Origin of the sequence: Thalassospira sp. MIT1004 (genome assembly GCF_001858545.1) — a bacterium.
Taxonomy (GTDB): domain Bacteria; phylum Pseudomonadota; class Alphaproteobacteria; order Rhodospirillales; family Thalassospiraceae; genus Thalassospira; species Thalassospira xiamenensis.
The window spans coordinates 374,524-395,997 of sequence record NZ_MCAO01000042.1; the positions used below are offsets into that span (position 1 = coordinate 374,524).

Here is a 21,474-nt window from a genome sequence, read left to right on the forward strand (position 1 = left end):
CCGTGTTCATAAGGACAAAGTGATAAAGGGCCCGTCCAAATTGTGCATTGCGTATTCGCAATTTTGATCTGGAAAATTCGATTATGCGTTTGTGGAAAGGCAAAGCTTTTCCAAAGCCAGCGAACTTTGCGTCTGGCGGCGTTCCTTGTGGCGTAGCATCATGAATTTGCGTGGGCGAATATGGAATGCCGCACGGAAAAGCCGCCCCTGCGCGATCAGGGAACTGACGGCGAAGCTTGAAACGGCGGTGGCGCTGATGCCGGTTTCAACCGCGGTAATCACCGCCTCGTTTGCCGGTAATGTCAGGGCGATTTTAAGCCGTTGCGGATCAATGCCCGACTGGTGTACCGCATTCTCAAACTCCGAACGTGTGCCAGATCCGGCTTCGCGAAGGACCCAGCTGCTTTGGGTTGTCAGGTCCTGCGCGCTTAAGGGCCTGCCATCGGCCCAGGGATGTTTGGGGCCGACCACCACCACCAATGCATCTTCGGCGACTTCGCGCATGGCAAGTGCCGGTTCATCAACTTCGCCCTCGATAAAGCCGATATCGGCGGCACCACCGCGGACGGCATCGGCCACGGTTTTTGTATTGCCAATCGTCAGATTGATGGCAATGCCGGGATACTGATCATGAAACTGCATCAAAAACGGTGGCAGCCAGTAACTGGCGATTGTCTGGCTGGCATAAACGTTAAGCTCGCCGCGCTGCAATCCGCCAAGTTCCGCCAGTGTCAGTTCGGCGGCGCGTGCGCGTGCCAAGGTTGCCTTGGCCTCGTTTAAAAACAGCCGCCCGGTTTCGCTAAGCTCGATCCGCCGTCCGACCCGGTGGAACAGCGCAACGCCATAAAACCCTTCGAGGTTCTTGATCGCCGAACTGACTGCCGAGGGGGTGAGGCCAATTGCATCGGCGGCTTTTGTGAGATGTTCGCGTTCGGCCACGGCAACAAAGATGGCAAGCTGTTCAAGGGTCATCATGGCACATGCCCGTTATTGTTCGAAATTATCGAATAATATATCCATTTTTATTCGATGGAAGTAAATGATTGATCGTGTGATTTTTCGCCTGTCACATTTTACAGGCAGATCATGTTTTTTAAAGCCTACCTCAAATCCCTTTTGCCCGGTCTGTTCCTGACCACGGCGATTGCCCTGATCGCCAAACTGGTTGAGCAGGCGGAGCGTAGCCTTTTGGGGCATGGCTGGATCGAAGGTCTGGTTTTTGCCATCCTGCTTGGTGTGGTGGTGCGATCCGTGTTTGGCCTTGCCAAGCCGTTTCATGATGGTGTGCGGTTTTGTGGGAAGACCGTGCTTGAAATCGCGATTGTTTTGCTGGGCGCGTCAATCAGTGCGCAGGCCTTGGGGCAGGCGGGCTTTGGCCTGATTGCGGCCATTGTTCTGGTGGTTTGCACCAGTCTGTTTTTAAGCTTCCATATCGGGCGGTTACTTGGACTGTCGAAGCATTTAGCGATGCTGGTGGCCTGCGGCAATTCGATCTGTGGCAATTCGGCGATTGCCGCCACCGCCCCGGTGATTTCAGCAAAATCCGATGATGTTGCGGCCTCCATCGCCTTTACCGCTGTTCTGGGGGTTCTGTTTGTTTTTGCCCTGCCGCTGGTGCATGTCGGGCTGGGCCTGAGTGCCGCGCAATATGGTATTTTTTCCGGCTTGACGGTTTATGCAGTCCCGCAGGTTCTGGCCGCGACCGCCCCGGCGGGGGCTTTGGCCGTGCAGGTCGGAACGCTGGTAAAACTGATCCGGGTTCTGATGCTTGGCCCGGTGATCTTTGCGCTTGCCCTGATCGGTGGGCGCAAACGCGAGGTTCGCCTGCCTGTGACCCAGATGGTGCCGTGGTTCATTGTCGGGTTTGTGGCGATGATGGCAGCCCGTTCATTTGGCCTGATCCCCGAAATCGCGCTGGAGCCGATGCGCACGACATCATCCTTCCTGACCATCCTTGCCATGGCGGCATTGGGGTTAAGTGTCGATATCCGAAGCGTCATGCATGTTGGCGGGCGGGTGATGGCAGCGGCCCTTCTGTCGCTTCTGGTGCTGTGTGCACTTGGTCTTCTGGTGCTGGTGATTTTGGCCTGATCGCAGACAAGAAAAAGCCCGCCGCCTGTTCGGGGGGAATGGCGACGGGCAAGGGGAAGATGCGTCCGGCATCTTCAGACATTGGCGAGCAGGCACTGTGGGAGGCAGGGATCGCGCAATGTCACGGGTAGATCTGCGTTGGTAACCTTCTTTACGTTCTTGCTTCTGTTTTAGATTGCTCGTTTCCTTGTTCGGCGTATTTCAGTGCATTCCATTCGTCATCGGTGAAGATGCGTGATCGGGTCAGAAAGCGTTTGCCTTCCGGCCCCTCCAGCGAAAACATGCCCCCGCGTCCATCCACGACGTCAATGATCAGCTGTGTGTGACGCCAATATTCGAATTGGGCGCGTCCGATATAAAACGGGCTGCCTTCAATTTCGCCCAGTAACACATCCTGATCGCCGGTTTTGAATTCCCCATCCGGAAAGCACATTGGCGCACTGCCATCGCAACAGCCGCCGGATTGATGAAACATCAGGGGGCCGTGAATGTCCTTGAGCTTCCGGATCAGGGCGGTGGCCGCGTCGGTGGCCGTGACCCGTGCCGGAATTTGATCTGTTGTCATCTTCGCCTCCTGTATCGGGAAGGGCCGGGTACGAACGGGCACCCGGCCAGAACATTCCGATCAGAAGAAGCCCATCGGTTTCGGATCATAGGAAACCAGCAGGTTCTTGGTCTGCTGATAATGGTTGAGCATCATCTTGTGGTTTTCACGCCCGATACCCGATTGCTTGTACCCGCCAAAGGCCGCATGCGCCGGATAGAGGTGATAGCAATTGGTCCAGACGCGACCGGCCTTGATATTGCGGCCAAACCGATAGGCGCGCGTGCCATCGCGGGTCCAGACACCGGCACCAAGACCGTAAAGCGTATCGTTGGCGATTTTAAGCGCCTCTGCCTCGTCCTTGAAGGTTGTTGCTGAAACCACCGGGCCAAAGATTTCCTCTTGGAAAATCCGCATCCGGTTGTGCCCCTTGAAGATGGTAGGCTGGACATAGAACCCGGTCGAAAGATCGCCGCCCAGTTCCGCCCTGCCGCCGCCGCAAAGGACTTCGGCACCTTCCTGCTTGCCGATATCAAGGTAGGACAGGATTTTTTCCATCTGTTCGGTCGATGCCTGCGCGCCGATCATGGTTTCACTATCCAGCGGGTTCCCCTGCTTGATATTGGCCACGCGTGACAGGACGCTATCCATGAACTTGTCATAGATGTTTTCCTGAATAAGCGCACGCGACGGGCAGGTGCAGACCTCGCCTTGGTTCAGCGCGAACATGGTCATGCCTTCGGCGGCTTTCTGACGGAAATCATCATCCTGTGCCATCACATCATCAAAGAAGATGTTGGGCGATTTGCCGCCCAGTTCGAGGGTGACCGGAATGATGTTTTCGCTGGCATATTGCATGATCAGGCGGCCGGTGGTGGTTTCACCGGTAAAGGCGACCTTGGCGATCCGGTTGCTTTGTGCCAATGGTTTGCCAGCTTCAACCCCGAAGCCCTGCACAACGTTCAGTACGCCAGCCGGAAGAAGATCACCGACCAGTTCCAGAAGTACGCAAATCGATGCCGGGGTCTGTTCGGCCGGTTTCAGGATCACGCAGTTGCCCGCAGCCAGTGCCGGGGCCAGTTTCCAGACCGCCATCAGGATCGGGAAGTTCCACGGGATGATCTGCCCGACAACGCCAAGCGGTTCGTGGAAGTGATAGGCGACGGTATTGTCGTCAATCTCGCCAAGCGATCCTTCCTGGGCGCGGATCGCACCGGCAAAATACCGGAAATGATCAATCGCCAGCGGAATGTCGGCGGCGAGCGTTTCACGCACCGCCTTGCCGTTATCCCATGTTTCGGCAACCGCCAGCATTTCAAGGTTCTGTTCCATGCGGTCGGCGATTTTATTGAGGATATTGGCCCGTTCGGTCACCGATGTTTTGCCCCACGCTTCGGCTGCGCCGTGGGCGGCATCAAGTGCCTTTTCGATATCTTCCGAACTGGATCGTGCGATTTCGCAGAATGGCTTGCCATTCACCGGCGAGATATTTTCGAAATACTGCCCCTTGGTGGGCGCGGTCCATTCGCCGCCGATATAGTTGTCATAACGGGATTTGAATGCAACGACGCTGCCCGCGTCGCCCGGATTCTTGTAAATCATCTTGGATCCTCCATGATCGGAAGGTGGCTTTGCCACCTGTTTTTGGTTTTGGCCCTGACAGTTCCGCAAAGTACGTGCCAGTTCGCAAAATTCTGTGCCAGAGGACCCGGTGACCGATTTTTTTGCCTTTTTACAATCGGTTGGAAGATGGCGGTGATTGGGGGCAATTGTGTCATGCCGTTCCGCGTCGTGGCACAGGTGGTACAAACTGTCCCATATTCGTGACACAACCAATTATGCCGTCTGTTTGCACGGAAACCATTTGGCGTTTCGGGGCTGTGATGTGTTACGATCTTGGCTGTGATCGGACGCGGACAAAGCCGCAAGCCGGGCCATGCCAGAACGCATTCCCGACAAAATACCGACGCAAGGGAGATAACGTCTTATGTCTGGAAACCATTACGGTGGACGGATCGAAGCTGCGTTGCAGTTAAGTGGCGTCGCCCAAAATCGCGCCGTTCTCGAAAGCTGGCAACGCTGCGAACAGCGCTTTGGTCTGGCGCATGACACTTTGCGCCGTCCCGAAGTCATGCCCGAAAGCCAAACCCGCCAGCGCCGTGATCGCAGCGGGCGGCTTTATCATCATGCCCATGATCTGGTGCGCACGCTTTATCGCAAGATCGATGCGTCGGGCTATGCGGTTTTCCTGACCGATAATGACGGTGTGATCCTTGACAGTGTCGCGGCCCACACGTTGCTGCCGTCGTTTCGCACCAACGGCCTTTTGCCCGGTGCCGTCTGGAGCGAGGAACGCGAAGGCACCAACGGTATCGGCACCTGCATCGTTGAAGGCCGACCGATCACCATCCACAAGGACGAACATTTTCTGGCACAACATGCGGTTCTGACCTGCACGGCCGCCCCGGTGTTTGACCCGGAAGGGCAGGTTTGCTCCGTGCTTGATGTGTCTGCCGTACGCGATGACATCAAACGTACGGATTGTTTGCGGGTCCGAAGCCTGATTGCCGATTACGCCGATGCGCTTGAGCGTATTCTTTTCTTTGATGAATGCGCGTCTGATCTGATCCTGCATCTTCATCCCGACGCACAGCATGTCGGATCGACCCGTGACGCCCTGATTTCCATTGGTCCGGATGGCAATATCCGTGGTGCGACCTCGACCGCACGCCGTTTGCTGGCGGCGGCGGACAATGCGCGCGATGTGCAATCGATGTTCGGTTTTGATCTGGATGGCCTGATCGCGACGCTTGGCGTGGGCGAGGGGGCATCAACTTCTGCATCGGTCAAGGCCCTGCCGGTCAATGGCGGGGGGCTTTTGTTCGGGCGGGTGACTTTGCCTGAAAAGCAGCGGCGCAAGTTTATCTCGATGCGGCCCGCACCAGTATCGCGTCCGTCCGCGCGTTCGGCGGCGAATGAAACCGGTGACATCCCCGATCAGGACCCGGTAATCCGTCGTCTTTACAAGGTCGGTAGCAAACTTCTGACCAATCGTATCAATGTTCTGATGTCGGGTGAAACCGGCAGCGGCAAGGAACATATGGCGCGCGCCATTCATGCGGCAGCGGTTGGAGCGCGCAAACCGTTCGTTGCGATCAATTGCGCGGCCCTTCCCGAAAGCCTTATAGAAAGCGAGCTTTTCGGTCATGCCGGTGGTGCCTTTACCGGGGCGGCACGCGATGGCTTTGGCGGGCGGATCAAGCAGGCCGATGGCGGGACTTTGTTCCTGGATGAAATCGGTGATATGCCGCTTTCAGCACAGGGGCGGCTTTTGCGTGTGCTTGAACAACGCACGGTCGAGCCGCTTGGCAGTACCAAATCCGTGCCGGTCAATTTCCGTCTGATCTGTGCCAGCAATGTTGATCTGACCCGTGCGGTGGCGGATGGCAAATTCCGCGAAGATCTGCTTTACCGGATCAAGGGCGCGCGCCTTTCCCTGCCAGCACTTCGCGAACGGTCCGATCTGCCCGATCTCGTCGCCCGGCTTCTTCGCGGAATTTCCGGGGATATGGCGGGGGATGTTCGGTGTTCGGACGACGTTCTGGCGCTGCTGTCATGCCATGACTGGCCGGGCAATATCCGCGAACTGGTCAATGTATTACAATATGCCTGCGTTTTTGCCGAAGGTGGTTTGATCCTGCGGTCGCACCTGCCCGACGATTTCCACGAAGCCATTACGTGCGATCCAAATCACGCCGGCTCGATCCTGAAACGGGCCGAAGCCGATGCATTGCGCCAGGTGCTTGATGATCACCGCTGGCATATCAGCAAAACCGCCAAGGCGCTTGGCATCAGTCGCAATACACTTTATCGCAAGATGGACCGGTTTGATCTTCGCCGCGAAGCCTAGCCCTTGAGCACGCCGTCAAGCGGCGAGGGCGCGGTGAGGCTTTCGAGCGGATAGCCCGAGAAGGTTTTGGTGCGTTCCATCACCACATGGCCACGGAAATTCTCGATCCCGATATTGGCGGACAGAAGCTTTTCTTTGAGCTGGTTGAAATGCGCGATATCGCGGCAGATCATATCCATCGTGTAATCGAACGGCCCGGCGATTTTATAGCAGGAAATGACTTCGGGGACGTCGGTGATCGCGGCTTCGAACCGTTTGAAATCATCGACCAGATGATTGCCCAGCGTGATTTCGGCCATGATGTGCAGATTGGCACCGATTTTATCAAGGTCGATTTCCGCCAGATACTGCGTGATCAGCCCGGCTTCCTCGAGCTTGCGCACCCGTTCCAGACAGGGCGAGGGCGACAGATTGACCTCTTCTGAAAGATCAAGGTTCGAAATCCGGCCATTGGTTTGCAAAACCTGCAGGATTTTGATGAACAGTCGATCCAGTTTCAGCATGGTCATTCCAGCTTGATGGGCAATGCAGCCTGTTTATCACCGCTTGTCATCGCACGCGACCAAAATCCCCGGAACAAACTGCAAATCCTTGTCGGCAACCCCATGATTTTGATTGTCGAACGCGCCCGGATCGTTTTTAAGTAGGGGCAAATAATAAAGGGATATTTTCATGTGCGGCATCACCGGTCTGTGGCTTGGTCGCAATAGCGACGGCGATAAATTGCGCGACACCATCACGCGCATGACCGATGCATTGCTTCATCGCGGGCCGGATGGCGGCGATGTCTGGTGCGATAGCGATGCCGGACTGGCGCTGGGGCAGCGTCGCCTTGCCATCATCGATCTTTCCGATGCCGGTAAACAACCGATGCATTCGGCCGATGGCCGTTATGTCATGGTCTATAATGGCGAGGTCTATAACGCCGAAGACCTGCGTGCCAAACTGGCCGGTGACAACATTGTCTGGCGCGGCCATTCCGATAGCGAGGTGATCCTTGAATGCATGGCCCGCTGGGGCGTGCGCGATACGGTCAAGCGACTGATCGGCATGTTCGCCATCGCCCTTTGGGATAAAAAGACCGGCAAATTGACACTGGTTCGTGACCGGTTGGGGATCAAGCCGCTTTACTGGTCGCGTTATGACGGGAACATCGCCTTTGCGTCCGAGCTTAAAGGCCTGATCGCGGGCAATGTCATCTCGCGCGAGGTTAATCGCACTGCCCTTGATGCCTATCTGCGGTTTGGCTATGTGCCATCGGGGCATTCGATCTATGCCCATGCCAAAATGCTGCAACCCGGTCATATCCTGGAAATCGCCGGGGAGGGGCACGCATCCGAATTTGCCTACTGGTCGGTCGAGGACGCGGTCATCAGCGGTCAGAACCATCATTGGAGTGGTGATGATCAAAGCGCGATTGATGCGCTGGAAGATTTGCTGCGCGATGCTGTTGAACGGCGGATGATTGCCGATGTGCCACTCGGCGCGTTTCTGTCGGGTGGTATTGATTCCTCGACTGTCGTTGCCCTGATGCAATCGGTTTCGGATCGGCCTGTCAAAACCTATTCCATCGGCTTTGATCATGATGCCTATAACGAGGCGGCCTTTGCCGGTGAAGTTGCCAAACATCTTGGCGCCGACCATACCGAGCTTTATGTCACCGCCAAGGACGCGCTTGATCTGGTGCCGCGTCTTTCGGAAATCTATGACGAACCGTTCTTTGACAGCTCATCCATCCCGACCTGCCTGATTTCATCGCTGACCCGCAAGGAAGTCACGGTTGCCCTTTCGGGCGATGGCGGCGATGAAACTTTTGGCGGCTATAATCGGTATCTTTGGGCGCGCCATATCAGCAATATCGCCAAAAACATCCCGTTCGGATCGTCGTTGATGTCCAAGGGGCTGACGGCGCTTTCGCCTGCGCAATGGGATGCCCTGATCGGTCTTGTGCCCGGCAAGCGCGGGACGGCGGCATTGGGTGATAAAATCCACAAGGTAGCACCGCTTCTGTCGATCCGCGATGATCTGGATCGCTATCAGGCGCTGCTTTCGCTTTGGAATCCCGATGTCCTGATGGCGGATGAACCCGGAAAACCGCGAAAGAAATTCCGCATTCCGGGTGAAAAATTCTGTCGTAATAGAAACCTTGATCACGTGTCCGCGATGCAGGTCATGGATACGATGATGTATATGGTCGATGACGTCCTGACCAAGGTTGACCGGGCATCAATGGCAAGCTCGCTTGAGGTGCGCGTGCCTTTGATCGATCATCGGGTGATCGAATTTGGCTGGCGTATGCCAGCGCACCTTAAGCTGGACGGTTCGGTGGGCAAGGTTGCCCTCCGCAACATCCTTTATAAATATGTTCCGCGCGAATTGATCGACCGGCCCAAAACCGGTTTTGGTGTGCCGCTGGCGGAATGGTTGCGTGGGCCACTTAAGGAATGGGTTGGGGATTTGCTGGCACGCGATGCGCTTTATTCCGATCTTGGCCTTAACCGTGCGGAAATCGACAAACGCTTTGCTGAGCATCTCTCTGGTCGGAAAAATTGGGGAGATCAGCTTTGGGCGATTGCCATGCTGTCGGATTGGCAGCGTCGCTGGCTTGGTTAAGCTAAGCTGATTGCAAAAAATTTAACTTTGAAAGCCCCGCCGTTTGGCGGGGTTTTTTCGTTTCGACCCATGGGATTTGATTCCAGAGTCATCAATTTTTCAAAATCGAAATATTTATCGAGTGTTGAGGTTTTGGCTTCGGTAAATAAGGGTGTCGATTGCTATTGACTATAAATTGTCACAATTCATCGCTTGAAAATTTTCGAAAATGAAATATTTTATGGTCAATATCGAAACTAAAGCGCGAAAGACATGCCATGCAGAACCATTCGGAATATGACCTGATCATCGTCGGCGGCGGGATCAACGGGGCGGGGATCGCCCGTGATGCAGCCGGGCGCGGGCTCAGGGTCCTGCTGTGCGAAATGAACGATCTGGCAAGTGCCACATCTTCGGCCAGCACCAAACTGATCCATGGTGGTCTGCGTTATCTTGAACATTATGAATTCCGTCTGGTCCGTGAGGCATTGAACGAACGAGAAGTCCTTCTGGGCAACGCGCCGCATATCATCTGGCCGCTGCGGTTTGTTCTTCCCCATGTTCCAGGCCTGCGTCCGGCATGGACGATCCGCCTTGGCCTGTTCCTTTACGATCATCTTGGCGGACGCAAAAAACTGCCGGGAAGCGAAGGCATTTCACTGCGCAAGCACGTTGCGGGGCAGCCGCTCAAGACTGGGATGGACAAGGCATTCGTCTATTCAGATTGCTGGGTCGATGATGCACGGCTTGTGGTTTTGAATGCCATGGATGCCCGCGAATGCGGTGCCGAAATCCTGACGCGTACCCGCTGTGTCGGTGCAACCCAACAGGATGGCAAATGGCAGGTCACCCTGAGTGATCGCGACAGCAACGCCGAACGCATCGTTAGTGGCAAGATGCTGATCAATGCCGCCGGTCCGTGGTGTGCCTCGCTGATTGATCCTGAGAATGGTGTGGTCAAGGCCGAAACCAAGGCAAATATCCGTCTGGTCAAGGGCAGTCACATTGTGGTTCCGAAACTTTTCGATCATGATCATTGCTATATTTTCCAGAACCCGGATGGCCGCATCGTTTTTGCCATTCCCTATCAGGATGATTTCACCTTGATCGGCACCACCGATGTCGATTTTAACGGCGATCCGGCCAAGGTTGAAATCGGCGCTGACGAAGTCGATTATCTGTGCAAGCTGGCTGGTGATTATTTCGAAACACCGATTTCGGTGATGGATGTCGTCTGGTCCTATTCCGGGGTGCGTCCGCTATATGCGGGCGAGGGCGAAGTTGCCAACGCATCCAAAGTCTCGCGTGATTACACGCTCAAACTCGAAGCCGGGCAGGGCAAAGCCCCGGCGCTGCATGTGTTCGGTGGCAAAATCACCACCTATCGCAAACTGGCCGAGCATGCCTTGCAGCTGATTTCAAAACAGCTTGGGGTGACTGATCGTCCCTGGACGGCGGGCGAAGTACTGCCCGGTGGTGATCTGCCCGATGCATCCTTTGAAAAGGCTCTGCAATCTTATGGTGCCCGTTATGACTGGCTGCCGGACGCTACCCTTAAACGTCTTCTACGCGCCTATGGCAGCCGGATCGAAAAACTGCTTGATGGCTGCAACAGCGTGGCCGACCTTGGCGTCTGTTATGGCCATGATCTGTATGAAGCCGAAGTGCGTTATCTGATTGATCAGGAATGGGTGCGTGGCGTCGAAGACCTTGTCTGGCGTCGCTCCAAACTTGGTTTGCGCCTGTCAGAAGATCAGATTGCGGGACTTCGCAAACGTCTGGCATCCGTGTCATCGGACCAGATTGCGGCCCAGTAATCGGCTGGCCTTAATGCGCCGCGATTTCGCTGCGTAACTGTGCCAGCAAATTGCAGAGTTCCTGTTTGCGCGATGGGGTAATATCGCGCCAGTCATGGTCGTGAATGGCACCTTCAATTGCATAAAGATAATTCACGCTGATCTGTTTTTCCCCGCCAAAGCGGAACAACAGGCGGCGTGCTGTTTCCTCCAACCCTTCCTTGATCAGGTCGGATCGGTTTTCAATGCCGATCTCGGCCAGTTCGCGCGACGATGTCGGGCCGATATTGCGCATTTTTCCGTGCGGGTTCGGGGCAGGCATGATGGCGGCAATCCAGTCTGATCTATACGCGGGATTTCTGTGTGCTATGATGGCATATCAATAGTTTATGGCAGGTTCCGTGCCGATGTCATCCCTTCGCTTATCCGCCTTTTTATCTGCCCTGACGGCTGTTTTGACCGTCCTGCCGATGCGCGGCATCCTTGCGGCAACCAATGATCCTTCGGTGCCGGATTTGCAGCCGGGCTGGATGATGATTGGCCTTTTGGGCGGCCTTGCCCTTTTCCTGTATGGCATGGATCATCTTGCAACGGCGCTTAAAACGCTGGCCGGGGCAAGATTGCGTGTGATCCTTGCCAAAATGACCCGCAACCGTTTTATGGCCGCCCTTTCTGGGGTGGCGATCACCGGGCTGGTGCAATCGTCGAGTGTGACAACGGTACTTGTGGTCGGCTTTGTTTCAGCCGGATTGATGAGCTTTGCCCAATCCATTGCTGTGATCATGGGGGCCAATATCGGAACGACCCTGACGGCGCAGATTATCGCCTTCCGGATTGATGCCGTCGCGCCGTTGATGATTGCGGTCGGCTTTAGTGTCATGACGTTTTGGCGTGATCGAAGCTGGTCACTTGGCGGTCGTGCCCTGCTGGGGCTTGGGCTGTTGTTTTTCGGTATGGGCATGATGAGCGAGGCGATGGAACCGCTTCGCACCTACGACCCCTTCATCAATCTGATGGCGCAGATGACAAACCCGTTTTTGTCGATTGCGATTGCCGCGGCCTTTACCGCCCTTGTGCAATCAAGTTCGGCAACGACCGGCATTGTGATTGCCCTTGCCGGGCAGGGGCTTGTGCCGCTCGAAGGGGGGATTGCCCTGATCTTCGGGGCGAATATCGGCACCTGTATCACGGCCATTCTGGTGACGATTGGCAAGAATCGCGATGCAATGCGCACTGCCCTTGGTCATGTGTTCTTTAACGTTGTCGGGGTGCTGATCTGGCTGCCGTTTATCCCGCAACTGGCCGATTTTGTGCGCCTCATATCGCTTGGCGGAAATGGCGGGCAGGTCGATATCGCGCGTGAAATCGCCAATGCGCACAGCATTTTCAACATAGCCAATGTCGCGATCATGATCGGCTTTGTGCCGTGGATTGCCCGCCTGATTGAAAAATGCGTGCCGGTGCGCGATGTGTTTGAACCCCCACTGGATCCGGCACCAAAATTTCTGGTCACTGAAATCGCCAATACCCCGTCTGCCGCCCTGATGCTGCTGCGCAACGAAGTCATGCATATGGCCGATATCGTCTGCGATGTTGTGCGTCGCGGGCGCGCCGCGATGCAAAACCCGACACCGGCAAAACTTGAAAAAATCGCCGAACTGGATGACGGTATTGACAGCCTTCAGGATGCGATTGCGCGTTTTTCCGGAAAACTTCGCCATTCGGAGCTATTGCCATCCGATCAAAACCGGCTTTTGAACAAGCTCGCGATCAGTAACCACTTGGAGGCCATCGGCGATATCGTCAGCGAGGAATTGACCGATCTACTTGGCAGGCTTCTGGATGAACGCAGCCTGCCGTCAATCGAAAGCCGCGAACAGATGGCCGAATTATTCGCCATTGCCGAGCATTGCCTGAAACAGTCCCTGACCGCCTTTGCCAGCGATGATGCCGAAGCCGCCAAGGGCGTTTTGGCCCGCAAGGCGGAATTCATTGAGAAAATGGAACTTACCCTGCGCCGGATCAGCGACGATATCGGCCCGCGTGACATCGATATCCGCCGTTATCGCACCGAAGTCGCCCTAGTCGAACGCATCAACCGGATTTACGAGCGCGCACGCCGTATCGCCCGTGCCTCGCTGGCGATTACACAAGATGACAGGAATAGCAATCCCACCGAACAGCGGCCCATCCCGGAACCGAAAACTTGAATAGTCTGATGATTTAGCTTGTCGGTTCGGGGCGTTATCGCCCGCGGTCGGCGGGCGGGATATCTATATCTTTTTGCATGACCGTGACATCAAGGGCCCGATAGCCAAGATGGCGATAGAAATCCTGCATCGCGCTGTTTTCCGACCGCACCATTAATTGCATGCGCCAGACGCCGTGTTCACGCAGCCAGTCTTCGCCGATGGCAACCAGCTTTTTGCCAAGCCCGGTTTTCTGATGGCTTGGTGCAACCGACAGATAATAAATCCAGCCGCGATGTCCGTCATGACCGACCATCACGGTGGCAATGATAACACCGTTGATATCCTCCCATATCATCAGGGTCGAATTGCGATCCGAGAGCGCAAATCGCACATCCCATTCCGGCGGATTATAGGGCCGGTAAAGCCCGGTTTCCTGCCAGAGTTTGGTGATTGCGGGAATGTCGGTTTCAAGGGCGGTGCGAGGGGCGGGGGAAAGGTGGGTGGCAGTCATGATGCAGCTTCTTGGTTCCTAAAAACGCAGAATGATCAGGGATCGAAGGCGCGTCAAACCAAAAGTCATGCAAATATAAAAAGTGGCGCCCCCGGGGAGAGGGGGCGCCAGTGTTGTCCGGGCTATCGGTTGGGTGGGGGAAGGACCCGGACAATGGGAGTTGGGTAGAAGGGAAGGCCGTGTTCTGACAAAGCCGGTTAGCTGACCGGGCGACCGGTCACGCGGCTAAGCTCCATTTCGCGAACGATGTCGCCGGCCTTGTTGGTGATGGTCGCGATATAGGTGCCGCGCGGCGTTTCCTTGATTTCGCCCAGCGTCAGTTCACCGCCACCAAACCGGATCACCATGGCATTGGCCAGAAGGGTCATCTGTTCAGTGGTAAAGCGACGGTCAAAGCGGTCCTCCGCGTCCGGTTTGGGCATCATGCGGTGCATGTCACGCATTTCGTCTCGATCCGGGCGGCCCGATTTGGCATCGAAACTCACGGTATCGACAACATCGCCGTTGGCATTGAGCAGGGTGACTTCGATTTCCTCGCCGTCATCGACCGATTTGACATCGCCGGTTTTAAGCTCCGTCGTGCCGCGACGCAGAAGCATTGCATCGACCAGAATTTTGGCTTCCTCGACCGTCAGCGGAGTGCTGCGGCGCATGCCATGTTTGCCATACATGCCTTTGTGGTGGTCGCGGTCATGATCGCGGAATTTCGGGCCATCGCCACGGTCATCATCGCTCATCTGCCAGGGGCGATGATCGCCGCCCGATGCAAGCGCGGTGGCGATGGGGGTTGCGACAATGCTGGTCGCGATCAGGAGGGATGCGATTTTAAGTTTGCTGTTACGGGTCATGTGGGCCTCTTTTCGTTGGGGGACGTTTTGTTTGGCTGAGGCCTTTATGAAGCTGATTTGTCGCGAAATGATCCCGGTAAACCGGGGAAATGGTCGCAATGTCTACCAAAACGGGCTTTTGCGACAATCTGATACAAATTGCTGTTTTTGATGGGGCACCGGGCGCGATAAGCTGGGATCAGATAATCTTTGGAAAGACAGGCACAGCTTGATGAGTGATCCGGCCCATATTCTTGTCGTTGATGACCACCGCGATATTCGCGATCTGCTGGGGCGGTATCTGCGCCAGCATGAATACCGCGTGACGCTGGCGTCTGACGGGCGTGAATTGCGCAAGCTGATGGGGGAGAATGTTCTGCCCGATCTGATCGTGCTCGATCTGATGATGCCTGGCGAAGACGGGTTGAGCCTTTGCCGGTGGCTGCGCGAGAATTATGACGTGCCGGTTGTGATGCTGACCGCCCTTGGCGAGGAAACTGATCGGATCATCGGCCTTGAAATGGGGGCAGATGATTATCTGGCAAAGCCTTTCAATCCGCGTGAGTTGCTGGCCCGTATCAAGGCGGTGCTTCGTCGGGCGCAAAGTTTGCCAAGCGGGCGGCGCGGCCAGAAGACCGGGGGTGAAATTGCCTTTGATCGCTGGATACTGGATCGCACGCGTCATGAATTGCGTGACGAAAACGATGTTGTCGTACCGCTGAGTGCTGGTGAATTTGCCCTGTTATGCGCCTTTGTCGATCACCACAATATGGTGCTTAATCGCGACCAGTTGCTGGACCTGACCAAGGGGCGCGAAGCCATTCCGTTTGATCGCAGTATTGATAATCAGGTCAGCCGCCTGCGCAAAAAGATCGAGCCCGACCCGAAGAACCCGACCCTGATCAAAACTGTTTGGGGCGGGGGATATATGTTTACCTGCGACGTGGTGAAAAAATGAAACTGCGCGGTTTCATTTCCCGTTTATGGCCGGAAACCCTTGTCGGGCAGCTGGTGTTGCTGATCCTTGGTGCCGTGGTTCTGACCCATGTGGTGTTAGGATTGCTTTTGGCTGAAGAACGGCGCGATGCGTTGTTAAGCGAGCGGCGTGGCGGTGCATTGGCGCGCGTTGCTGCGATTTCGCGCATTCTGGCGGCAACCCCATCGGAAAACTGGCGTGATGTCCTGAAGGTCGGCCAGTCGCCGCAAAGCATCATGCGTCTGGCGGACAAGCCCGATAACAGCCTGCCGATGTCTGACATCAGTTACACACTGAGCGAGCGGCTTAATCAGGCGCTTGACGGTCCCGCGGTACCCGCGCGAGTGCATATCCTGTCGGAGGATGATTGTGAGGCGGTTGAGGAGCGCGAGAAAAAGAAACACGAAAAGCATGGTGACGATGACGATGATGATGATCGCGACAAGAAATGGCGCAAGGATGACTTTGTTCGCGACGGACATCACGGGCCGCGTTTCTTTGATCACCTTGACTGTGTTGCCGCACCATTAATGCAGATCAGTGTGCCGATCTTCCCGGTGGGGGCTACGGTAAATGCTGCCGAATCGGGGGGGGCTGAAAATTTACAGCCTGTTGTCTGGCTGGAAGCGCGGATCAATGGTGTTGCACCGCCGCCGCGTGCGGTTTTGCAAAATATCCTGCGTATTGTTATTTCGGCGGTCCTGATCGGGATCATCGCGTTTTTCCTGGCGCGTCGCATGACACGGTCCTGGGCAGTTCTGGCACAGGCCGCCGACCGGGTGGGGCGTGGTGATTATCCCGAACCGGTGCCCGAAGACGGCCCGCTTGAAATCCGCCGAGCAGCAAAGGCGTTCAACCGCATGACCGCAAGGCTGAAACGTTTTGTCGAGGATCGCACCCGGATGCTGGCCGCGATTTCGCACGATTTGCGCACTCCGATCACGTCTCTTCGGCTGCGGGCAGAATTTGTCGAGGATGCGGAAAACCGGTCACGGATCATCGAGACATTGAATGAAATGGAACAGATGGTCGAAGCGGCCATGACCTTTGCACGCGAAGAAACCGCGAACGAGGCGACCCGCAAGATCGATATTGCCGCCCTGATCGAGGCCGCGGTCGAAGACCTCGCCGAAACCGGGCGACCGATCCGGTTCGTGGGTGATGGCGCACCACGGGTTTATCCGTGCCGTCCGCTTTCGATCAAGCGGGCGATGGGCAATCTGATGTCAAATGCCCTTACATTTGGCGATCATGTCGACGTATCGTTGAAGCCCGCCGATGATGGTGGCATGTGGATCGAAGTCAGTGATGACGGGCCGGGAATTCCACCCGATCAGCGCGATCAGGTGTTCGAGCCGTTCTTCCGGCTTGAATCCTCGCGCAATCGTGAAACGGGTGGAATTGGCCTTGGTCTGGCGATTGCCCGCACCGCGATCCGGGCGCATGGCGGCGAGATTTATCTGGAAGATGCGCCGTCTGGCGGGCTTCTGGCGCGGATTTACCTGCCGCCGATTGCGCAGTGATCCGGGGCTTGGGCAAAAGGTTTCGCTGGATTGACCGAAATTTGTCAGGAATAATATCGGTCAGTGCAGTTTTTGTGATTTTGCGATTGCGAAATCACAAGCCTGTCCCATTTATGCGATGTCATATTCATGTCATAGTCGCTTAAGAATCGGACGGAGCCCATCATGCCGGAAAACACGAAGTCCAACAACAATGTCACGTCGCTGCCGGGTACGAACAGTGCCCTGTCTGGCGGTGGCTTTGTGCGGGCGGTCAATGACTGGCTGATGGAGCGCGCACTCGACGATACCGATATTGATGCGATTGTTGAAGGCATGGTGTCGCGGCTTGTTGCCGCGGGCATTCCGATCGAACGCGTCATGGTTGGTTTCAAGACCCTGCATCCGCTTTATGAAGGCGTTTCCTATATCTGGTCCAAGGATGAGGGCCGGGTTGAACGGTCGCTTCATCTTGATGTGCGCGAAAAGAACCCCGACTGGCTTGATAGCCCGATGAAGTGGATGTCCGATAACGATGTCACCTTCATGCGTCGCCATCTGATCGGGCCGGGGGCGATCCTTGATTTCAATGTTTTGCAGACTTTCCGCAAATCCGGCGGCACGGATTATCTGGCGCTGATGACGCCCTTTACCACGGACCGCGACAGCACGTTGGGTACGAACCGTATCTTCATGACCTATATGACGCGTCGGCCCAGCGGCTTTACCGACGAGGATCTGGCAATCCTGTCATCGATCCAGCGCCGTTTTGCCGTGTCGTGCAAAATGCGCATCATGCACGAAGAAACCAAGACGATCCTTGAAACCTATCTGGGTTCGGATGCCGGGCATCGGGTGCGCGACGGGCAGATCAAGCTGGGCGACAGTACCAAGACGCGGGCAGTGATCTGGTTTTCCGATATGCGCAATTCGACATCGGTTGCCGCCAGTGTCGGGGATGATGCTTTTCTAGGTGAAATGAATGATTTCTTTGCCGCGACGGCCGGTGCGGTCCTGAAGCATGGCGGGCAGGTCTTGCGCTATATCGGGGATGCGACATTGGCGATTTTCCCGATCCGCGAGGATGAGCAGGATCTGGAACAGGCCTGTACAGCCGCGGTTTACGCAGCAGCCGAGGCGCAGCTTAATATCGATCAGCTTAACCGCCAGCGCGAAGAAACCGGATTGCCGGCCTTTGATTACGGGCTTGGCATGCATGTTGGTGATGTGATTTACGGCAATGTCGGCGTGCCTGACCGGGTCGATTTTACCGTGATCGGGCAGGCGGCCAACGAAGCCGCCCGGATCGAACAGTTGACCAAGCAGCTTGGCAAACGGGTTCTGGTCAGTCATCAGGTGGCGAAGTTCATTTCCTGTCCGACGGAAGAAATGGGTGCCTTCGAGCTTCATGGCACGGGTTTGAGCCTGAAACTGTTTGCGCCGGACTTTACCGAAGCGTGCGAGCGCATTCAGTTAATGCAGGCGGGGTGATCCCGCCTGGCGATCATCAGGCCATACTGTCGAAATCCTTGACCACACCGCTTGATGCCGTGCCGACATTGGTAAATGTTTGCTGGGCATCGGTGACGGCCTGTGTTGCCGCCTTGATGATATCGGCATAGGGATCGGTTGTTTTCTCCACCAGCATCTTTTGCAGCGCGACACCGGTTGTGGCAGACGCCATCGACATGATGTTTCGCATGTAATCGGTGCTGTCCTGTACGGCGTAGGCGGCGGCCTGCGCGACCTTTTGATAGGCGATCCCGTTGGCACCGGGACCGGCCCCGTTCAGTACGGCGTGATTGGTGGTGCCGACGGCCTGAACGATTTGCGGGTTAAGGGCGGTGCTGAGCGGTGTGTTGTTTGCGCCTCCTCCTCCTCCGCCAGCAGCGCCACCATTCGCGGGCGGGGTGTCGCCGCCGGCAGCTTTGCCGCCACCAGCACCACCTTGGGCATCGGCCGCAGGGGAGGTTTTGTCTCCGGCTTTTTCGGGATCGGCGGCACCCTGTTCATCGGCGGGATTTCCACCAGCGGGCGGGGTGTCCTTTGGGGGATTTTCGTTTTCGTCAGCCATGACGGGCCTCATCGCGTTAACAGGTCGGTTTCAGGAGCTTGGCGCAAAGTTGCCGGACGTTTAAGGCGTGGGAAATCATGTTGGCGGCGTCAGGATTTGCCGCCGCCACCCATGCCGCCACCGGTGCTGTCGAGAATCATTTTGCACGCGCTGGAGGTTACGGCATTGCCGATCTGTTGCAGTCCGCCCTGGGTTTGCATGGCGTTCTGCATCGATAGACTGATGGAATGTGCCATCGTCTGATACACGAGCCCCATTGCCTGTGCCGGAGCCTCGCCCAGAACCTTGACGTTGGTCTGCGTGACCGCGTCCGTAATCTGGGAATTTACCGGGGTGTTGTCTGCCATGTCACGCCCTCACTGAAATTTCCGGATAACACGCACGGCGCGTGACATCCGAATGCTGCCTACCGGCGAGTTGCTGCCAAAATGACCAAAAGGGTCAGAAGTGTGTTGCTGTTGTCGGATCGCGACAGCTTGGTTGTTGCCTGCGCGCCGGCCATTGTATTGACCGAGTAAAGCTGCATCACACCCATATTGGTCGCGGCCTGCGAGCACATCGAGGCCTGTTGCTGGGCCTGGATAGCGTTCTGGAACAGGATGGATGTCGAATGCGCGGCACTTTGATAGATCATGCCCATGGCATTCGCCGGGGCCGAGCCGAGAACGCTGACCGATGTCTGGGTCACCGCATCTGTGATCTGACCGTTCACTGGGGTTGGAATAGCCATTTCTTCCTCCGATTTGGCGGTCACGATGACCGTACCCGTTTTGACGCAGATGATTGATCTTTGTGACAAAAATCCTGAATGATGACCTTTTTATCAACCCGCCTGGGCTGTGATCATGGCCACCAGTTTTGAGGTTGCGGTATTGGCGACCTGTTGCATGTTTCCCTGCGTCAGGGTGGCGTTTTCCATGGCCAGGCCTGTTGAATGGGAATGCGATTGCAGTGCGATTGATACCGCCTGTGCCGGGCTTTCGCCCAGCACCTTGACGTTGGTCTGAGTCACGGCATCGGTGATTTGCGGATTGACGATATCGCTCATGACGTCATGCCTTTGTCTTGAAGGTTTGTCCGCAGGTCGGGTCAGAACCGACGGAGCCGGTTAAAGTGCCGTTATTGTCCGGCCTGTCTCTGTCTTTCGTATTCGTCCTGCTGGCGTTTAAGTTCGTCGTCGGTCAGTTCGATATTGCTGTTCGGGTCTTCCGGTATTTTGGGGGCGGGAGGCGGTGCGCTCTTGAGGTCGGGGGGGCGCTTTGCTGTCCCATTATTATCCCCCCTTAGGACTTTGGGCCTTTGTCCCCGATCGCCAGCGTATTGCGGGCGCATTCCATGGTGGTCGCCAGACTGGCGACGGCAAGCTGTTGCTGTTCATTGACCATGTTTGCAAACAGCACACCCTGTGCCTGGGCCTGCGACAGGTAAGTCTGCATGGTTCCCATGGCGGGTGCGGAGCCGATGACGGTGGTATTGGTCTGTGTCACGCCATCGGTGATCTGTTCGTCGACTTCGCGCGGATTGCTCATCGTTTTGATCCTTATCGGTTAGGACGCGACATCATCTGTTCGATGCTTTTGGTCAGGGTGGCCATGCCGGTCATGGATAGTTGCCGCTGACCGGAAACCATGTTGGCCATCAAAACACCCTGTGCCTGTGACTGGGCCAGCATGGATTGCAGGGTGGCATAGGCCGGGCCGACACCAAGGGTGCCAACATTTACCAGACTGACAGCGTCACTGATCTGATGGGATACCTGATCCTGCAAATTTTCCACCGCGTCTGCGACGGAGGTTGCGTCGGAATTGTTGTCGGACGGGTCGGTATTTGCCGGTGCCATCGCGGTCTCCTTGGCTGGCGCGTGAACTACATCGCAATGACGGTGAGGATCGGAATTTGTGACACAAAAAAAGCCCGGCAAGCTTTTGCATGCCGGGCCGGTTTGGGCGGCGAAACCAATGAAGGTTTACGACACTGCGGTGCCGGTGGTTGCCTTCAGGGCGGACAGCAATGCAAGCATGTTGTCCGGAACGTCGCTGGTTGCGATTTTCTGCGTTGCCACGGCACCTGCCATGGTGTCGACGGAATAGACCTGAATGACGCCCTGGTTGGTTGCAGCCTGCGACGAGATGCCGACCTGCTGCTGGTTGCTGACGGCGTTTTCGTAAAGAATGCCGTGGGAATGTGCCAGCGACTGAAACAGCGAGCCCATGGCCATGGCCGGTGCATCGCCCAGTACTTTGACATTGGCCTGGGTCACTGCATCGGTAATCATGCCATTGACCGGGGTATTATCAGCCATAATCTGTCTCCTGGTTGCCTGGATAAATATGCCGGAAACCGGCCCGTTCCGCGTGGTGCGCGGCGATCAGTCATTTGACGGTGAGGATATGCCTTTGTGACGTCAAACCGTCAAAAACTGCGGGCGGAATTGCCGGGAAACGATATTGGGCGGCCGG

Annotated in this window: 22 protein-coding genes; 8 read left to right on the forward strand and 14 right to left on the reverse strand. The window is 56.1% G+C overall.

What is annotated here, in order from left to right; translation table 11 throughout:
- Nucleotides 1-81 precede the first annotated feature (81 nt).
- Nucleotides 82-975: a LysR substrate-binding domain-containing protein gene (locus BC440_RS15810; protein ID WP_341455982.1), complete on the reverse strand. Its 894-nt coding sequence runs from the start codon at nucleotides 973-975 to the stop codon at nucleotides 82-84.
- A gap of 111 nt (nucleotides 976-1,086) precedes the next feature.
- Here BC440_RS15810 and BC440_RS15815 point away from each other — a divergent pair, with 111 nt between their 5' ends.
- Entirely contained in the window at nucleotides 1,087-2,091 is a 1,005-nt protein-coding gene (locus BC440_RS15815; protein WP_071240499.1) for a putative sulfate exporter family transporter, read from the forward strand.
- Between the two features lie 151 nt (nucleotides 2,092-2,242).
- Here BC440_RS15815 and BC440_RS15820 read toward each other — a convergent pair whose 3' ends face one another.
- The gene (locus BC440_RS15820) at nucleotides 2,243-2,656 is read right to left on the reverse strand and encodes a DUF779 domain-containing protein (protein WP_007091411.1); all 414 of its coding nucleotides are present in this window, start codon (nucleotides 2,654-2,656) and stop codon (nucleotides 2,243-2,245) included.
- Between the two features lie 60 nt (nucleotides 2,657-2,716).
- Nucleotides 2,717-4,237, reverse strand: a complete 1,521-nt coding sequence (adh, locus tag BC440_RS15825) for an aldehyde dehydrogenase (RefSeq protein WP_007091412.1) — start codon at nucleotides 4,235-4,237, stop codon at nucleotides 2,717-2,719.
- A gap of 385 nt (nucleotides 4,238-4,622) precedes the next feature.
- On the opposite strand from adh, the gene BC440_RS15830 reads away from it, so the two are divergent.
- Entirely contained in the window at nucleotides 4,623-6,545 is a 1,923-nt protein-coding gene (locus BC440_RS15830; RefSeq protein ID WP_071240500.1) for a sigma-54-dependent Fis family transcriptional regulator, read from the forward strand.
- Here the strand turns inward: BC440_RS15830 and BC440_RS15835 are convergent.
- On the reverse strand, nucleotides 6,542-7,048 hold the full coding sequence (locus BC440_RS15835; RefSeq protein WP_083379388.1) for an Lrp/AsnC family transcriptional regulator: 507 nt from the start codon (nucleotides 7,046-7,048) through the stop codon (nucleotides 6,542-6,544). The two genes, BC440_RS15830 and BC440_RS15835, sit on opposite strands and share 4 nt — an antisense overlap.
- A 169-nt stretch (nucleotides 7,049-7,217) precedes the next feature.
- Here BC440_RS15835 and asnB point away from each other — a divergent pair, with 169 nt between their 5' ends.
- Both asnB and glpD read left to right on the forward strand, forming a co-directional pair.
- Nucleotides 7,218-9,158 carry an asparagine synthase (glutamine-hydrolyzing) gene (gene asnB / locus BC440_RS15840; RefSeq protein ID WP_071240502.1) on the forward strand — a complete coding sequence of 647 codons (1,941 nt, stop codon included), beginning with the start codon at nucleotides 7,218-7,220 and terminating at the stop codon, nucleotides 9,156-9,158.
- A 257-nt stretch (nucleotides 9,159-9,415) separates the two neighbouring features.
- A complete protein-coding gene (gene glpD, locus BC440_RS15845) occupies nucleotides 9,416-10,954 on the forward strand; it encodes a glycerol-3-phosphate dehydrogenase (protein ID WP_071240503.1) in 1,539 nt (512 codons plus the stop codon).
- Nucleotides 10,955-10,964: 10 nt separating this feature from the next.
- On the opposite strand, the gene BC440_RS15850 is transcribed toward glpD, so the two are convergent.
- Nucleotides 10,965-11,255, reverse strand: a complete 291-nt coding sequence (locus BC440_RS15850) for a TfoX/Sxy family DNA transformation protein (RefSeq protein ID WP_071240504.1) — start codon at nucleotides 11,253-11,255, stop codon at nucleotides 10,965-10,967.
- 85 nt (nucleotides 11,256-11,340) lie between these two features.
- On the opposite strand from BC440_RS15850, the gene BC440_RS15855 reads away from it, so the two are divergent.
- Complete coding sequence (locus BC440_RS15855) at nucleotides 11,341-13,143, forward strand: Na/Pi cotransporter family protein (RefSeq protein ID WP_247643590.1); 1,803 nt, start codon at nucleotides 11,341-11,343, stop codon at nucleotides 13,141-13,143.
- Between the two features lie 34 nt (nucleotides 13,144-13,177).
- Here the strand turns inward: BC440_RS15855 and BC440_RS15860 are convergent, their stop codons facing one another.
- Complete coding sequence (locus BC440_RS15860) at nucleotides 13,178-13,636, reverse strand: GNAT family acetyltransferase (RefSeq protein ID WP_071240506.1); 459 nt, start codon at nucleotides 13,634-13,636, stop codon at nucleotides 13,178-13,180.
- A 197-nt stretch (nucleotides 13,637-13,833) separates the two neighbouring features.
- A complete protein-coding gene (locus BC440_RS15865; protein WP_071240507.1) occupies nucleotides 13,834-14,484 on the reverse strand; it encodes a hypothetical protein in 651 nt (216 codons plus the stop codon).
- 211 nt (nucleotides 14,485-14,695) lie between these two features.
- Here BC440_RS15865 and BC440_RS15870 point away from each other — a divergent pair, with 211 nt between their 5' ends.
- The 3 genes from BC440_RS15870 (at nucleotide 14,696) to BC440_RS15880 (ending at nucleotide 18,432) form a co-directional block, all read left to right on the forward strand.
- Entirely contained in the window at nucleotides 14,696-15,421 is a 726-nt protein-coding gene (locus tag BC440_RS15870) for a response regulator (protein ID WP_063095568.1), read from the forward strand.
- Nucleotides 15,418-16,962: an ATP-binding protein gene (locus BC440_RS15875; RefSeq protein ID WP_071240508.1), complete on the forward strand. Its 1,545-nt coding sequence runs from the start codon at nucleotides 15,418-15,420 to the stop codon at nucleotides 16,960-16,962. Before BC440_RS15870 ends, BC440_RS15875 begins: the two co-directional genes overlap by 4 nt.
- A 165-nt stretch (nucleotides 16,963-17,127) precedes the next feature.
- Nucleotides 17,128-18,432 carry an adenylate/guanylate cyclase domain-containing protein gene (locus BC440_RS15880; RefSeq protein ID WP_007090420.1) on the forward strand — a complete coding sequence of 435 codons (1,305 nt, stop codon included), beginning with the start codon at nucleotides 17,128-17,130 and terminating at the stop codon, nucleotides 18,430-18,432.
- A gap of 16 nt (nucleotides 18,433-18,448) precedes the next feature.
- Here the strand turns inward: BC440_RS15880 and BC440_RS15885 are convergent, their stop codons facing one another.
- The 7 genes from BC440_RS15885 to BC440_RS15915 form a co-directional block, all read right to left on the reverse strand.
- The gene (locus BC440_RS15885) at nucleotides 18,449-19,015 is read right to left on the reverse strand and encodes a hypothetical protein (RefSeq protein WP_071240509.1); all 567 of its coding nucleotides are present in this window, start codon (nucleotides 19,013-19,015) and stop codon (nucleotides 18,449-18,451) included.
- An 89-nt stretch (nucleotides 19,016-19,104) separates the two neighbouring features.
- On the reverse strand, nucleotides 19,105-19,362 hold the full coding sequence (locus BC440_RS15890; RefSeq protein WP_071240510.1) for a RebB family R body protein: 258 nt from the start codon (nucleotides 19,360-19,362) through the stop codon (nucleotides 19,105-19,107).
- 59 nt (nucleotides 19,363-19,421) lie between these two features.
- Entirely contained in the window at nucleotides 19,422-19,745 is a 324-nt protein-coding gene (locus BC440_RS15895) for a RebB family R body protein (RefSeq protein WP_037990938.1), read from the reverse strand.
- A 93-nt stretch (nucleotides 19,746-19,838) separates the two neighbouring features.
- A complete protein-coding gene (locus BC440_RS15900; RefSeq protein ID WP_007090416.1) occupies nucleotides 19,839-20,063 on the reverse strand; it encodes a RebB family R body protein in 225 nt (74 codons plus the stop codon).
- A 235-nt stretch (nucleotides 20,064-20,298) separates the two neighbouring features.
- Entirely contained in the window at nucleotides 20,299-20,544 is a 246-nt protein-coding gene (locus tag BC440_RS15905; RefSeq protein WP_007090415.1) for a RebB family R body protein, read from the reverse strand.
- 11 nt (nucleotides 20,545-20,555) lie between these two features.
- The gene (locus BC440_RS15910; protein WP_037990913.1) at nucleotides 20,556-20,855 is read right to left on the reverse strand and encodes a RebB family R body protein; all 300 of its coding nucleotides are present in this window, start codon (nucleotides 20,853-20,855) and stop codon (nucleotides 20,556-20,558) included.
- Nucleotides 20,856-20,981: 126 nt separating this feature from the next.
- Nucleotides 20,982-21,317, reverse strand: coding sequence for a RebB family R body protein (locus BC440_RS15915; RefSeq protein ID WP_007090413.1), 336 nt, complete (start codon nucleotides 21,315-21,317; stop codon nucleotides 20,982-20,984).
- Nucleotides 21,318-21,474 lie beyond the last annotated feature (157 nt).